The sequence below is a fragment of the Methylocystis sp. genome (assembly GCF_051062815.1).
Taxonomy (GTDB): domain Bacteria; phylum Pseudomonadota; class Alphaproteobacteria; order Rhizobiales; family Beijerinckiaceae; genus Methylocystis.
Genome location: NZ_JBPFDU010000018.1, coordinates 1 through 14,619, shown reverse-complemented (window position 1 = coordinate 14,619; position 14,619 = coordinate 1). Strand labels below are relative to the sequence as shown.

At 64.1% G+C, this 14,619-nt stretch carries 14 protein-coding genes; 7 read left to right on the top strand and 7 right to left on the bottom strand.

From position 1 onward, the window contains the following. Positions 1–34: 34 nt before the first annotated feature. Together ACR65W_RS02025 and ACR65W_RS02020 are read right to left on the bottom strand one after the other, a co-directional pair. Positions 35–772: a YkgJ family cysteine cluster protein gene (locus tag ACR65W_RS02025; RefSeq protein WP_434498808.1), complete on the bottom strand. Its 738-nt coding sequence runs from the start codon at positions 770–772 to the stop codon at positions 35–37. A 1,136-nt stretch (positions 773–1,908) separates the two neighbouring features. Further along, a complete protein-coding gene (locus tag ACR65W_RS02020) occupies positions 1,909–3,267 on the bottom strand; it encodes a carbohydrate porin (protein ID WP_434498807.1) in 1,359 nt (452 codons plus the stop codon). A gap of 228 nt (positions 3,268–3,495) precedes the next feature. Between ACR65W_RS02020 and ACR65W_RS02015 the strand changes: the two genes are divergently transcribed. The 5 genes from ACR65W_RS02015 to ACR65W_RS01995 all read left to right on the top strand — a co-directional run bounded on the left by ACR65W_RS02015 (position 3,496) and on the right by ACR65W_RS01995 (position 9,542). Further along, positions 3,496–5,181 (top strand): lysine--tRNA ligase, encoded by a 1,686-nt coding sequence (locus ACR65W_RS02015; protein ID WP_434498806.1) that lies wholly within the window; start codon positions 3,496–3,498, stop codon positions 5,179–5,181. Further along, on the top strand, positions 5,181–5,729 hold the full coding sequence (locus tag ACR65W_RS02010; RefSeq protein WP_434498805.1) for an RBBP9/YdeN family alpha/beta hydrolase: 549 nt from the start codon (positions 5,181–5,183) through the stop codon (positions 5,727–5,729). The genes ACR65W_RS02015 and ACR65W_RS02010 overlap by 1 nt, the downstream gene beginning before the upstream one ends. 129 nt (positions 5,730–5,858) lie before the next feature. After that, positions 5,859–7,619, top strand: a complete 1,761-nt coding sequence (locus ACR65W_RS02005; RefSeq protein ID WP_434498804.1) for a di-heme-cytochrome C peroxidase — start codon at positions 5,859–5,861, stop codon at positions 7,617–7,619. A gap of 134 nt (positions 7,620–7,753) precedes the next feature. Beyond that, positions 7,754–8,428: a UdgX family uracil-DNA binding protein gene (locus tag ACR65W_RS02000; RefSeq protein ID WP_434498803.1), complete on the top strand. Its 675-nt coding sequence runs from the start codon at positions 7,754–7,756 to the stop codon at positions 8,426–8,428. A 4-nt stretch (positions 8,429–8,432) separates the two neighbouring features. After that, on the top strand, positions 8,433–9,542 hold the full coding sequence (locus ACR65W_RS01995) for an alpha/beta hydrolase domain-containing protein (RefSeq protein ID WP_434498802.1): 1,110 nt from the start codon (positions 8,433–8,435) through the stop codon (positions 9,540–9,542). Here the strand turns inward: ACR65W_RS01995 and ACR65W_RS01990 are convergent. The 5 genes from ACR65W_RS01990 to ACR65W_RS01970 all read right to left on the bottom strand — a co-directional run bounded on the left by ACR65W_RS01990 (position 9,539) and on the right by ACR65W_RS01970 (position 13,564). Next, positions 9,539–10,039: a TspO/MBR family protein gene (locus ACR65W_RS01990; RefSeq protein ID WP_434498801.1), complete on the bottom strand. Its 501-nt coding sequence runs from the start codon at positions 10,037–10,039 to the stop codon at positions 9,539–9,541. The two genes, ACR65W_RS01995 and ACR65W_RS01990, sit on opposite strands and share 4 nt — an antisense overlap. A gap of 58 nt (positions 10,040–10,097) precedes the next feature. Continuing rightward, on the bottom strand, positions 10,098–10,994 hold the full coding sequence (locus ACR65W_RS01985; protein WP_434498800.1) for a hypothetical protein: 897 nt from the start codon (positions 10,992–10,994) through the stop codon (positions 10,098–10,100). A 135-nt stretch (positions 10,995–11,129) separates the two neighbouring features. Further along, the gene (locus tag ACR65W_RS01980) at positions 11,130–12,347 is read right to left on the bottom strand and encodes an alpha/beta hydrolase (protein ID WP_434498799.1); all 1,218 of its coding nucleotides are present in this window, start codon (positions 12,345–12,347) and stop codon (positions 11,130–11,132) included. Between the two features lie 243 nt (positions 12,348–12,590). Next, complete coding sequence (locus ACR65W_RS01975; RefSeq protein WP_434498798.1) at positions 12,591–13,040, bottom strand: host attachment protein; 450 nt, start codon at positions 13,038–13,040, stop codon at positions 12,591–12,593. A 215-nt stretch (positions 13,041–13,255) separates the two neighbouring features. Beyond that, positions 13,256–13,564 carry a hypothetical protein gene (locus ACR65W_RS01970; protein ID WP_434502237.1) on the bottom strand — a complete coding sequence of 103 codons (309 nt, stop codon included), beginning with the start codon at positions 13,562–13,564 and terminating at the stop codon, positions 13,256–13,258. 331 nt (positions 13,565–13,895) lie between these two features. Here ACR65W_RS01970 and ACR65W_RS01965 point away from each other — a divergent pair, with 331 nt between their 5' ends. After that, complete coding sequence (locus ACR65W_RS01965) at positions 13,896–14,030, top strand: hypothetical protein (protein ID WP_434498795.1); 135 nt, start codon at positions 13,896–13,898, stop codon at positions 14,028–14,030. Positions 14,031–14,064: 34 nt separating this feature from the next. Beyond that, positions 14,065–14,463 (top strand): carboxymuconolactone decarboxylase family protein, encoded by a 399-nt coding sequence (locus ACR65W_RS01960; RefSeq protein ID WP_434498794.1) that lies wholly within the window; start codon positions 14,065–14,067, stop codon positions 14,461–14,463. The last annotated feature ends 156 nt before the right edge of the window (positions 14,464–14,619 follow it).

Below are 14,619 nucleotides of genomic sequence, written 5' to 3'. Positions count from 1 at the left end.
GCATCTCCCTCAAGTCGATGGGCGCAGTCGCGCTCTATGCGGTGGCGGCGGCGTCCAAAATCGCCGCTGCTTCGATAAGGTCGAAGTCGGGAATTCGCGCCTTCGTCAAAGGATCTTCGCCTGATATCCATTGTTCGAGCGCATTTGGCGCGGAGAGCGCGCAATTGAGCGCTCTGTTGACCTCATAGAGTCCCCAAGCCAGTCCGGCGCGCCGCAGCGCCGCCATCAGGGCGTTCTGAACGAGGCTGCGGACGACGAGATGCGGCGTGGAGATCGGCGCTTCAACGGCTTCGCCTCTCACCGCCGCAAGGCATAACGCCTTGTCGAAGGCCGCATGACCGCGGCAAGCAAGCGGACGAATTTTATAGGCGAGGCATAATTCGCCTTCGATCAGCGGGCAGGCATGCTGGGCGGTCAGTCGCTGTTCTTCGGACAGGCCGCCAACGGCCTGATCGGCGTCGGCGATGCGCTTACCGAGCATTATGCCGCGCTCCCGAAAGGCGGCGGCGTTGACGGAAATGAAGCGCGCGAGCAGAAATATTTCCGGCGCTGTCGCGACGACGCGAAGGCGGCAACAGGCCGCGCATTCTCCCTGACAGGCGAGCGCTGGCGCGCCTGCCGCCTGAAGGGCGACGTTTTGCGTGAAGCTGTCAAAAGCTTGCCCGCAGAGCAGCGCCACGAGCTCTGGACGCGCCCGGCAGGAGCCTATCGTTTCGCTGAAGGCATGCGACGCAGCCTTGAAGAAGGCGGAAGGGCTGGTATCTGCGCTCACTCGTATCTTCTCCACCTCGCGCCGGTAAGATGATCAGGGCGAGCACGTAGCCGACAATCGAGGCTGCGCCGGTCCTGCAGTCAACCCCACATGCCAGAGGCGGCGGCCAATGCTAACCAACCGAGATGGCGCTCGTGGACTCCATAGCACTGGAGCTGACACGGAGCGATTTCGAAGAAATCCGATCTCGCAGGCAATCGTCGAACCCTTGCGATGTCGATAGCGACGCGCGCTCATGTCTTGAGCTACGCTCAAGAAAAAAACAAAACGCAAGCGCAATCCAGAAGATGATCATTGCGGCGCCCCAAAGAAAAATACCAAGTTGAGGTCCGTCGTCTCGGCTCGTCACTGCGACCCGTCGCCGAGTTGCTTGATGTGCATAGTCATCAATGTCGCGCTGCGATTGGAGCTTTTGTCGCTCTGGCGGAAGAAGCTGCTTGACGAGATGCCCGCAATATTCACCATGCGGACTTGGTCGCGGAAAGCCCGATGTCCCGCCTGACCTTTCGGGAGCGATCGCTGCGCCATTCGAGCGTTTGGATTCTACGGTAGCACCGCCGAGGCGGGCGCAATTTGGTCGCATCTATTTCTTCGCGCCCCCGGCCCTGCTGTTTTTCGTCACTCCATGAACGCGTACGCCAAACTCCGCCACGGAAGAAAAGATGACTCCGTATCGATCAGCTACGTCAGATTGAAAGAGCCGATACGCTGACCGTATCAATATCCACAGTCATTTGTAAACCAAAACGGGCGCGACGGTCTCGTTCTTTCGCTTTTTCCGGGTAAGCCTCGGTGATTGAATACTATTTCTGTCTGTTCAGTCCTCTGGACTATTATCGTTCCATTGCACGGCGCCGGTGGTCGTGTCCCCGAGTGGAAGGTGAAGCGTTCGTGGCGCTGAAGCCGTTAGCGCGCCAGAGCGCGCTGCGAAAAAGTGGGAACCGGTTTTTAGCATAGAGCGCGCTCTAAACTTTGGGAATCGATCGATTTATCTGCATTTGGGCGATTCCGCCCAAATGCAGCGTGATCTAGTGAGCGGCGTAATTGTCGAGGATCGCATGCGCGAGCTTGCCGGCGGGATCTGCACGTCGAACGACGGGAATCCCTCCAAGGACTCAATCGTCAGACTTTATCCACTAGAATATCGTCTGCAGACGCAGGCCGAGATAGCTCGCCCGCGCCCGCAGCGGATTCCACGGATCGATGATCTGGACGTCGCCCGAGAGCCGCAGCCATCGGGTCACTGCGAAATTATAGAAGGCCTCGACGCCGCCTTCGCTGCGACGATTGATCCGCCGCGCCGCCAGTCCGGAAAGGAGCGGCTGGGTCAGCCCGTAATGGTAATAGCCGACGCCCCAGAGATCGTCTTCGCGGCCCGTCATCAGATTGTTGCCCGCAAGACCGACGAGCATGCTCCATCTGACCGGATTGGGATTGCCGTCCGACAGCGTCGCGAGCGTGAACAGGCCCCAGCCGAGTTTGGGGTTCGTTTCGCTCTGCATCAGATACTGCTGGACGGCGTAGGAGACGAACCAGAAGCCCTTTTTGGTCAAGCCGCGGAGCCGGGCGATCGACTGCCGGGTTTCGCCGATGTCGTCGAGGTCGAAGCCCCTGGCGTTGCTGTAGGCGAAGCGCAGCGTATGGAAGCCGCGGAGGCCGCCGATCTCGACGGGCACGGTCGCCATCAGACCGGCGCCGACGCCGCGCTCGAAGGGGCGCGTGATGACGCGCGGCTGCTGGGCGTTGCGTGGATCGGCGACCATCACCTTGAGGTCGAAATATTTGGTCTTGAGCGCGGCGACGCCGCCCAAGAGATAGGGCGGCGCGATAATCAGCCGGTCCGCGACGCTTTCCGGCGAGCTGACGCCGATGCCGGTCGACGGCAGCGCGAAGGCGCGGTTCATGAAGGTGTCGATGCCGCCGCCGCCGACCAGCGGCGTCTGCGCGGCGAGCGTCAGCATGTTGAACTTGCCGATCGTCACCGAAAGCTCTTCGCTGAGCTCCTGCGTCAGCGTCATCGACAACGCCGAGTGATAGCCGTCGCGCTCGATGAACGCCTGGGCGACGTTGACCGGCAGCAGCGCGAGATCCTGCCGGTTCAAATTGCGGCCGAAGTAATGCTCATATTGCGCGTTGAACTTGAGCCCTTTCCAGAAGCCGAGCTTTTCGCCGTCGACGCGCAGAAACATGTCCATCTTGCCGCCGTAGCGCGCCGTCCGATCGATCGCGCCGGAGGTGATGCCCTGGTAGAACTGCGTGACCCAAACGTCGACGTTGATCCCGAATTTGCGCAGCTGCTCCTTGGGGCCGCCCGGCGTATCGGTCAGCGATTTCTGCTTGGCGAGGGAAACGGCGTCGTCTTTGGCGAGGACCGGCGCGCCCATCGTCGCGACAAGGGCTGCGAGGCTGGCGCCGGCCGCGACGATTAGGCGGCGCGCCCGCGCGCGTCGCCTTTTGGAGGAGGCCGGCCCGCTCCACTCGCTCCTGCGCCACATCGCTTCGGCCTTCCCGCGCGCCAGATCGGTGAATCACATGCGCCGTCGAGATTAGCGGCATCGCCGCGCTTGTCTATTGACGGCGCGCAACAGCCGCGAGCTTTCGCTTCGCCGCGGACGTCCGGCGTCTGTCCTCGGGGCGAAAGCGGCCCGCTTCTTCGTTGACGCCCCGAGCCCCTCTCCCTACTGTGCCGCGCTTCCCGCTACAGATTGGCCAGTTCGCATCCCATGTCCGCACCGCTCCTGTTGTCGCCCGAACTCGTCGAAGCCGCGCGCGTCTCGCCCGCCTGGCCGTTCGAAGAGGCGCGAAAGCTGGTCAAACGCGTGGAAGCCAGCGGTCAGAAGAGCGTGCTGTTCGAGACCGGCTACGGCCCGTCCGGCCTGCCGCATATCGGCACCTTCGGCGAGGTCGCGCGCACCAGCATGGTGCGCCGCGCGTTCGAAGTCATGACCGAGGGCAGGATCGCGACGCGCCTCCTCGCCTTCTCGGACGACCTCGACGGGCTGCGCAAGGTCCCCGACAACATCCCGAACAAAGAACTCGTCGCCGCCAATCTCGGCAAGCCCTTGACCCAGGTGCCGGACCCTTTCGGCACGCATGACAGTTTCGGGGCGCATAATAATGCGCGGCTGCGCGCCTTCCTCGACGCCTTCGGCTTCGAATATGAATTCGCGTCGTCGACGGAATATTATAAAAGCGGCCGCTTCGACGCCGCCTTGAAGCATATGCTCGCGCGCTACGACGCGGTGATGAAGATCATGCTGCCGAGCTTTCGCGAGGAGCGCGCGGCGACCTATTCGCCCTTCCTGCCGATCCATCCGAAGACCGGCATCGTCATGCAGGTCGCGCTGACAGGATATGACGCAGACGCCGGCACGATCTCCTGGACCGATCCCGATACGGGCGAGGCCTTCACGACGCCCGTCACCGGCGGCCATTGCAAGCTGCAATGGAAGCCCGACTGGGCGATGCGATGGTATGCGCTCGACGTCGATTACGAGATGGCCGGCAAGGACCTCATCGATTCGGTGAAACTGTCCGGCGCAATCGTGCGGGCGCTCGGCGGGCGGGCGCCGGAAGGCTTCAACTACGAACTCTTCCTCGACGAGAAGGGCCAGAAGATTTCGAAGTCGAAGGGCAATGGCCTGACGATCGAGGAATGGCTGACCTACGCCAGCCCCGAGAGCCTGGCGCAATTCATGTTTCAGAAGCCGACGGCGGCGAAGCGGCTCTATTTCGACGTGATCCCGCGCGCGGTCGACGACTATCTGAATTTCCTCGACGCCTATCCGCGCCAGGACTGGAAGAACCGCCTCGGCAATCCGGTCTGGCACATCCACGCCGGAGACCCGCCGCAGGCCGAGACGCTGGCGCATGAGGGCGACGCCAAGGGCGTGAGCGTCTCCTTCTCGATGCTGCTCAATCTCGCCGCCGTCGCCAACGCCGAAGACCCGGCCGTGCTTTGGGGCTTTCTGCGCCGCTATGCGCGATCCGCGACGCCCGAAAATCACCCGCGGCTCGACAGGCTCGTGGGCTACGCCGTCGCTTATTTTCGCGATTTCGTGAAGCCGGCGAAAACCTATCGCGCCGCCGACGAGGTCGAACGCCAGGTGCTGCAAAAAATCGATGCGACGCTGCGCGATATGGACAACGCCAGCGCCGAAGAGATTCAGTCGGCGCTTTACGACGTCGCCCGCGCCGCGCCGCGCTACCAGGATTTTAACGCCAAGGGCGCGACGCCGGAGCGCCCCGGCGTCTCCAACGACTTCTTCAACATGCTCTATGAAGTGCTGCTCGGCGAGAAGAAGGGCCCGCGCTTTGGCTCCTTCATCGCGCTCTATGGCGTCGCCGAGACGCGCAAGCTGATCGAGGACGCGCTCAACGGCGCCTTTGTGGCGCGCGAAACCGCCTGATGCGCGTCGCCGAAGCCGACATTGTGATCCATCCCGGCCTCACCGGCGGCACGGAGGATCATTGGTACAGCCGCTGGAAGAAGAAGCTTTCCACCGCGCGGCGCGTGACGCAGCGCGACTGGAGCGCATCATCGCGCGCGGAATGGGTGGACACGCTGACGCGCGACGTCGCCGCCTCCGAGCGTCCCGTCGTCGTCATCGCCCATTCGCTCGGCGTGATCACGACGCTGCATGCGGCGCCGCGCATCGCGGAAAAAGTCGCCGGCGCCTTTCTCGTCGCGCCGCCCTCGGAGGCGGTGATCCGCGAATTGCCGTCGGTCGATTCGGCGTTTCTGCCGATACCGCGCGCGAAGCTCCCGTTCCCTGCGGCGCTGGTCGGCAGCAGCGACGATCCCTACGCCGACCTGCTCTTTGCGCGGCATCTCGCGCAGGATATCGCAGCGCGCTTCATCGACGCCGGCGCCGCCGGCCACATCAATGCCGACAGCGGCCACGGGCCATGGCCGGAGGGCTCGCTCGCCTTCGCCAATTTCATGGCGAAGCTCTAACGCGCCGTCATCAGTTCGGAGTATTGACACGCTATTGGCGATCGTCGACCCTGCCGCACGCGCCGGTCCCGGCTTTCTGGCATCGGCGTCAACGCGATTTTCTGACGGCCGTTATTGAGAAGATTTGAGATGAGCATCACCAAGACGTTCCGCTTCGCCGCCGCGCTTACTGTCGCCATTCTGTTCGCAAGCGCGCCGGCTTCGATGGCGTTCGAACGCGTCGAACAGCCCTCCTCCATTCCCGGAGCCGGTCCTTGGGACCAAAAGGCCTGGAACGACTTTTATGGCACGAGCCAAGGCTCCCGCCTCATCCCCTGGGACTGGATCAAAGCGCTCAAACAGGCTGACGGCCAGCCCTTCCTCGCGGATGGACTGGCCCGCTACGGCTATCTCGCCAACCCCGCGAGCCCGACGCCGGGGCTGCCGGTCGGCTTCGTCGTCGCCGAAGGCGTCTTGGGACCCAGCTGCGCCGCGTGCCATACGCGGCAGATCGAGGTCGAGGGCAAGGCCTATCGCATCGACGGCGGCCCGGCGCTCGCCGACATGGGCGCGCTCTGGGCCGATCTCGACACAGTGGTCGGGAAGGTTCTCGCGGACAGGGCGTCCTTCTCTGAATTCGCCAAGGCCGTTCTCGGAAGCGGCTACGACCCGCAGAAGGAAACCAAGCTGCGCGGCGAAGTCGATCTCTGGTATGCGCGCCACCACGCCATCACCGAGGCGGGCCTGCCCAAAGACAAGCCCTGGGGCGCCGGACGCATCGACGCCGTCGGCATGATCCTCAACCGGGTGGCAGGCCTCGATATCGGACCCGGCCCGACGCATATCATTTTGGGAAATATGCGGAAGGCCGACGCGCCGGTGCGCCCGCCGTTCCTTTGGAACGCGCCGCGGCAGGATCATACGCAATGGCCGGGCTTCGCCGACAATGGCGACCGCATTCTGGCCATGGCCAGAAACGTCGGACAGGTCTATGGCGTCTTCGGCGAATTCTTCCCGGAGAAGGACGCCACGCATCTTCTGGGCTTCAATTACGTCAAGGCCAATTCGGTCGACTTCAAGGGACTGATCGAATTGGAGCGGCTCGTCGAGCGGATCGGTCCGCCGAAATGGCCGTGGCCCGTGGACACGATGCTCGCCGCCCAGGGCAAGCTCATCTATGAGCGTCCCTATGAAGAGGGCGGATGCTCCGATTGCCATGGAATCGATCGAGGGCAGCCGCGGCTGCTCAATCCAGACACCTGGTGCACGCCCGTTCAGGACGTCGGCACCGACGCGCGCGAATATCAATATTTCGCACCGGACTGGAAGGTCGACACCGGCGCGCTGACGGGCGCCTTCATTCCTTTCGTGTCCGAGCCGCTTGGCAGGACCGACGCGCCCGTCTCGGTGCTGGCGACCGCGGCGCGCGGCGCAATCCTGCAACATTTCATTCCGGTCACGGTGAATTCGGTGGAGCGTCAAAGGGCCGACGTGGCGCTCGCGCTTCTGCGGCCCTTGGTTGAAGAACTAAAGGGCGTCTACAAGATTCCGGGCACGCCCGGCGCCGGACGCTGGGCCTGCCGACGCGCGCCCGAGACGCCGGGCAAACTCAAATTTGAATCGCGCGTCCTCGAAGGCATATGGGCGGCGGCGCCCTATCTGCACAACGCCTCGGTTCCGTCGCTCGCCGAACTCTTGAAGCCGCCGCAGGCGCGCGTCACCGATTTCAAAGTCGGCCCGGCCTATGACATTTCCGCTGTCGGCTTGGCCATTGAGCAGCCGAAATCGACCTTCCTGATGAAAACGGACTGCAACAGAGGTTCGGGCGTCAGCCATTGCGGCCATGACTATGGAACGGCGTTGAGCGAGACGGACAAGCGCGCCCTGCTCGAATATCTGAAGACGCTGTGATCGGGGCGGCTCGGGACGCTGCGCCCCGAGACGCTTCCTAGCGAGGTGGCGCCTTTTTCCTAAATCTGCTTTTCCGCGCGACGGCGTCGCCTATATCGACCTTCTTGGCGTCGCTCGACGCGGAGGAAGGACAGGTGGAGAAATCCGAATTCGTTCTCCGGGCGAAACCTCCGCCTGCGGTCGGCCTGTTCGCCGAAGCCCCTTCGCTTTCGGCGCTCGCTGAGCAAGAAGCCGGCTGCAGGCGCTGCCCGCTTTATAAAAACGCCACTCAGGTGGTTCCCGGAGAAGGACCGTCGCGGGCCCGCGTGCTGCTGATCGGCGAACAGCCGGGCGACCAGGAAGATGTGTCGGGGCGTCCCTTCGTCGGGCCTTCCGGCAAGCTCCTCGACATCGCGCTGGAGCGCGCCGGCGTCGCCCGCGACAGATGCTTCGTCACCAATGCAGTGAAGCATTTTAAATTCGAGCCGCGCGGCAAGCGCCGTCTGCATAAGAAGCCCGACGCCGGCGAGATCGACGCCTGCCGCTGGTGGCTCGATCGCGAGCGCGCTTTGCTCCGCCCAGGACTGGTCGTGGCGCTCGGCACGACCGCGATTCGCGGCGCGCTCGGCCGCTCGGAGGCGGTGTCGCGTCTGCGCGGCGACATCCTTGACCTCGATGACGGCGCGCAATTCCTGGCGACCGTTCACCCTTCCTCTCTGCTACGCTTGAAGGATGAATCGGATAAGCGCGAGGCGTGGCGAGGCTTCCTCGCCGATCTTCGGAAGATCGCCCGCTGGATCGAAAAGGACGACGCGCGCGCCTTGGACTAGGAGCGTGGCGCTGATCGCGCCTTTGGCGTTTGCCGGCGCGGCCCACGCCGAACTGCTGAAATTCGAAACGCGGCCCGACGGCGCGAACGAGGCGGTTCGCGCGACGGTGAGGCTCGACGGAACGTCTTACGACATCGCCGGAACGCTCGCGAAGCCGGCGAAGCCGCCAAGCGGCGGCGCGACGTCAATCTTGATCGAGACGCAGTCGAGCGAGGACATAAAACCGCTGGCGCTCGAGCGCGGGCTCGCCGTGCTGACGCTCGATGTCGGCAAGCTCCCCGACAAAGCTCGAGCGCCGGCCTTGCGCGATGTCCTCGGCCATCTTCGCGGCGCGCTCAAAATGAAGCGCGTGCTCGGCCGCGCGCAGGGCTCGGACGCCGACGCAATGTCGGACGCAGCCTCGGCATTCAATGGGCTTTTGCTGCACGACGCGAGCCGCGAGCCCGCCGCCCCGACGCGCTTCATCGCGACCTGGGGCGCCGACGCCTATTGGCGCGAGAAGCCCCGCGTCGAATTCGCGAACGCCGCGCCGCCGAATGGTCGTCGCTTCTATCTTGCCGGAATCGCCGCGTCGACTGCGACGGCGAATTGCGTCGCGCCTACTAACGCGCGCCCCTCGGCCCCCACGCAGCGCGCGCTGTTCGCCGCGTTCGACGAGTGGACGGCCAAGGGCGTCGCGCCGCCAGCCTCGCGCGCGCCGCTCGATAGTGATCTCGCTCCGGCGCAGGATCTGAAATGGCCGAAAATTCCCGGCTTGCCCGCGCCGCCCGAGGGCGCGCGCCGCGTTCCCAGGATCGACGCCGACGGCAATGAGATCGCCGGCCTGCGCCTGCCCGACCTTGCGCTCCCTGTCGCGACCTTCACAGGCTTCAACGCGAAAAAGGACAAGAAAGGCCCGCCTTGCGCCGCTGGCGCGGCGATCCCCCTTGCGGCGACGAAGGTGGACCGCGAAAAAAACGCCGATCCGCGTCCCGCGCTCGTCGAGCGCTACGGATCGCGCGCCTATTTCGTCGCGACCATGCGCGTCATCGCCGACAAGCTCGTCAAGGAGCGGCTGCTGCTGCATCAGGACGCCGACGCCTATGTCGCCGCGGCGCGTTCGGCGCCCTTCTAGCGATTGAGGACAAATATCCCGGCGTTGAGATAGGTGGCGAAGGCCACCCAGAAGGCGGTGGGCGCCAGCGCATATCCCGCGACGCGATCAAGCCGCCAGAACAGGATGATCGTGGCGACGAGGAGCGCCGCCATCGGCAAAATGACGACGAGTCCGAGCAAGGGGCTTCGCGCGTGGAAAAAGGCGAAGGACCAAGCCGCGTTCAGAACGAGCTGCGCAAAAAACACCAAGATCGCGGTGCGCCGGCCTGTCGTGCCCGGCGCGAGCCGTAGAACGCGATAGAAGGCGTAGGCCATCAATATGTAGAGAGCCGTCCAAGCCGGGCCGAACACCCAATTCGGCGGCGTCAACGGCGGCTTGGCGAGGGTCTCGTACCATGGGATGTTCGGCGTCGTCGCGAAACTGCCGAGCAGCGCGGCGGCGAGCACAGGCGCCGCGGCGGCGACTCCTGCGACGAGCCGCGACGGTGGATCCCAAAGCGACGTCGAGCTGCTCATTGCGCCTCTTCGCGCCTTTTCACGCTGCGTCCCGCATATCGGGCGCAGCGCGGCGGCCTCAAGGCTGCTGCAGGGTCGGGAAAAAGACCGGCGTCGCGCCGACGCGGACGCTGTTCTGCGATGCGAACATGTCGTCCTTCAGCCAATTGGGCAGGTCGTCTTCGCGGTGACGGCTGATGAGAGTCTTGTCGCTCTCGCCGAGATAGATGCGAATGCCGCCCCAGACAGCCTTGTAATCATTCTCGCCGACGCGGCTTTCGATGAAGCCGGTGATCGCGGAATGGCCGAGATTCCAGATGAGCGCCTCGCCGCTGAGCGCGGCGGCATGCCGCCCTCCGACGTAACGATGGCCGACCGAGATTTTGACGTTGTAGGTCGGATAGACGCTGATATCGAACATGTCGAAGAAGCGCCCGCGCCGCGGCTGCCACTGATAGGCGAGATATCCCGGTCCATAGCCCAGCGGCGTGAAGAAATGGCCCGCGCTCTCCTCATAGCCGGCGATGCTGGAGAGCGAGAACGGTCCATAGTAATAGGCGCTTTCAGCGCCGACGCGGAAACGCGTGTCGTCGAGACGCTTATCGTGAGCGATCGCTCCATAGCCGCCGAGGAGACCCATGCTTGAATCGCGCCAGAAGGCGTGTCCGGCGCCGCCGCTTACGAAGAAGCCGCGATGCGCCGCCGCGATCGCGTCGACCTGAAAGCCGAAACGATCGCCGACGGGGGCCGTGATCGACCCCATCCCGCCGGCGGAGGCGTTGTTCAAACGCGCGAAGCCCAGCCAGTCGGAGCCGCCGCCAAAACCTTCGAGCTTGCCGTTGACGCCGTCGACGGCGCGATTGGGTCCAGGGTTTTCCGAGAGCGGAGGCTTCCACCAGCTCGGATTATCGGCGCGCGCTGAAGACGCAGCGAGGGCGACCGCCAGAACGGCGAGAAGCTGACGCTTGTATGACATTGCGATTGAAGTCCCGTGCGGTGATCGTCGCGAGCGGTTGACCCTAACGGGCTTCAGCCTCGCTGGCTGTGACATTGCGGCAACAGCCCTCCAAATTAGGATCATCCGACGCATCGAACTCACAGCTGCGTTAAATTAATATTGCGGATCAAGCTTTTGAGCGGCGGAGCCCAGATGTTCGCTCAAATTCTCGCGCGTCGCCGGATCGACAATGGCGAAAGGCGCGGCGACCGCCGCCCCGGCCACGCCGCCGACCGCCGAAACCGCCCCCGCGGTCGCGATTCCAAGGTGATCGCCGATGCCCGCCTGTCCGTCTCTTAGCGGCTGACCCTGCGCCAGCCTGGCGCCGATCGAGCGCACGACCTGGGGGGAGGACGCGAACTTGCTATGCTCCAAAGGATCGCTGGTGGCGATGCCCGTCAGATCGACGACCTTCACCCGATCCCGGTCGAGGACTTCCTGATAGGGGGACGCCTTCGGATCGACCGCGCCCAGACGCGTATTGCCCCAGAAGCGGCGAGACGCGGCAAGCGCGTCATCGTCGCGCGAGGCGAACAGCGTGAAGACGGACGGCCGTATGCCGATTTCTGCGATCTGGCGGCGGAACACGTCAAAATCGACGTCCGGCGAGGCGAGCATGACGTTCTGGATTTTCGATCCGATCTGGCCGTTGCGGATCGCCATCTGGCGCAGCGCTTCGAGCGTCACCCAATTGCCCATGGAATGCGCCAGGATCGAAATCTCGCCGACGTCGCGATCGCGCTGCAGCGCCTGCAGCACGAGCTCCAGGGCGTCGCGCGAATAGCTGGCGCTCTCATGGTCGTAGCCATATTGCAGCAGCCGGCCGCGGGAGGGCCATGTGAACAGCACCGGCGTCACGTCGGCGCGCGAGTCGTGGACGATCTGCGCAAAACGATAGACGGCCTCTTCGAAACGCGTGTTGAAGCCGTGCACAAAGACCAGCACTTGCCGCCTGGGCGTCTTGCGGATGCGGGCGTTGAAGGCCGCGAGCGCCGCCTCCCGACTCAGCACATCGGCATGAACGGTGGTGAACTGGGTGGCGGGATCGGGCGTCGGGGCTTGCGGCCACTGCACGTCGCCGACCGCGCGATTGGCGTCGGGCGGAATGGAGACCGCGATGTCGGCGAAATGGACGCCATGCCCGCGTTCGCCCGAGAACATGACCCCCGGCTCTGACTGATCCGGCTGCCGGGTGGTGACGACCAGGAGGTCGACGACGCTGGCGCCGGGCGCGACCTGATGCGTCGCGACAAGGGTGCCATGCGGCCGGCTCGCGCAAGCGCTGAACGCGAGCGCCAGAAGCGCCGCCAAGATAATCCGCCCGCGCCCCATACGCCGCCCGTACTCAAGTGTTCATGCGCGGCGTCGCCGCTCAGGCGAAGCCAAACACGCTCCGTCCGTCATCTTTGCGGCTCAAATACGACGGTTTGCCCGTGTTGTGCGCAGCCGCACTGATTTCTTGAGAGGAATGCGCCATTATGGCCACGCTCGCACGAGAGGCGAGCGTCGGAGGCGGGGCTGGGACGAATCGCCTCCGACTGCGCAGGGGAAAGCCTCAAAACTTTCCCCTGCCTTTCAACCGCGGGTCAGCGCCTTTTCGATATCCTTGAGCGGATGGCGGGTCAGGTCCTTGGCGAGTTCGCCCACAACCTTGCTTTGCGCCTTGACGGACAGCTCCTTGCGGATCTCGCCGAGCGCCTTTGGCGGCGCGACGATGGCGATGGCGTCCAATTCTCCTGATTCCGCCGCCTGATTGATGCGGTCCGCCATGGCGCGGGCGAAGCGCTCCTCCTCCAGCTCATGCCAGTCGACATTTTGCACGGCGCTGCGGCCTGGCGAGAAAGAGGCGAAGCTTCGGCCGGGACGATCCGTTCCCTGCTCATGCGTCGGCGGATTGTCTTCGACGCGCGTTTCGACGACGCGAAGGTCGAGGAGTTCGGCGTCGCCATGGTTTTGGAAAAACAGCGCCCGGCGGCCGTCTCCGACCAGAACCCAGGCGCCATTGCCGACGGAAAATTCGCTCATGATGCTCCCTCGCCTTCCAACGTCGTCTTATCATTCTCGGCGTCAGGCAAGGCCGCTCGGTTGCGGCGGCCGAAGCCGTCGCCTCATGCAAGCGTCTCGTATCCTCGCGGGAGTTCGGTCACAAGCCCGACAGCCGTTACGCGCTCTTTTTGCGAAGAGCGCTCTAACGCAAGGATAGCGCGCGGCCGGGCGCGTTCAATCCGCGCTTCGCTGGGTCACGCCGCGAGCTTTTCTTCCTTGTCTTCCTTGCCGGGCGCCCGCGTCATCTCCCGCAGCGCGGCGTCGAGCGATCCCGAGCGCTTTCCAGCCTTTACGGCCCTCGCCTGCAGGACAGCGGCTTTGCGCTTGATCGCGCGCTCATTGAGCGCCCAGATCAGCCAGCAGACGCCGGCGATGCTGATGAGCGCCGTATAGGGTTCGCCAATGGCGAAAGACGACAGGAAGGAAAAGTCGGGGGCGCATTCCTTGGCGTATTCGCACGCGTCCGACCAATCCTGAAACCACTGTTTGACCGATTCCATCATGACCTCCTCGCCGCGCAGACACTTCGACGGGCGCGCGCCCCGCCGGTCGAATCGTGTAGCGCAGGCATATGGCGAACATTGTGCGCTGCAGCATATCGCGCGTCAATCGGGCGCGGCCCGGTCAAATTGGCGCACCGCCTTGAAATGAGGCAGAAAACTCGGCGAGGGCGTCTCGCTGACGTCCTGCGTTCTCTCCTTGTCATGCGCGCGTGTTGCGGGCCGCGCGAAGCAAAACGCGAGCCATCGCTGGAAGCCGAAAACGCAGCGATTCAGGGCGCGCCGATGGCGTTTTTCTGACAAAATGGAACTTAAACGCCGCTGGAGACGACAAATGCGGATTGCGCTCGTCAAATCGATGCTTTTATGGGTCGCGGTCGCCCTGGCGCTCTCGGGCTGCGGCGTGAATTATCATTTCAATCCGGGCCCGCGCACATGGCCCGCCGCCGCCGACCCTCCCAACAAATGACGTCTCGCTGTCTTCGCTTAAAACGGAAAACATCATGGCCACGGTTCGACTGCTCGCTGACGAAGACCTCTCGCCCGAAGCGCGCGCCGTCTTCGCCGACATTCGCGCGGCGCGCAAAAGCGACTTCGTCAATAATTTCTGGCGCGCGCTCGCGCATGATCCGGCGACGCTGAAGCGCACCTGGGAGAGCGTAAAAGAGGTGATGGATCCCGGCGTGTTGGAGCCGAAGGTCAAGGAGATGATCTACATCGCCGTCTCCATCGCCCATGCCTGTCCCTATTGCATCCATTCACACACGGCGAACGCCCGCGCGAAGGGCATGAGCGAAGAGGAATATCGCGAAGTGCTGGCGATCGTCGGCATGGCGTCGGAGACGAACCGACTTGTCGCGGCCCTCGGCGTGCCGATCGATGAGGAATATGAGGTGGTGTGAGCGGGGGGCTCGACTGGACTAGGCGCGCTGAGGGCTACGCCAGTAAGCAGTCCTCATCCTGAGGAGGCTCCGCAGGAGCCGTCTCGAAGGACGCGGACTGCGGCGACCAGAAGTTCTCGTCACTGGAGACGCCCCTCGTCCTTCGAGACGCGCGCT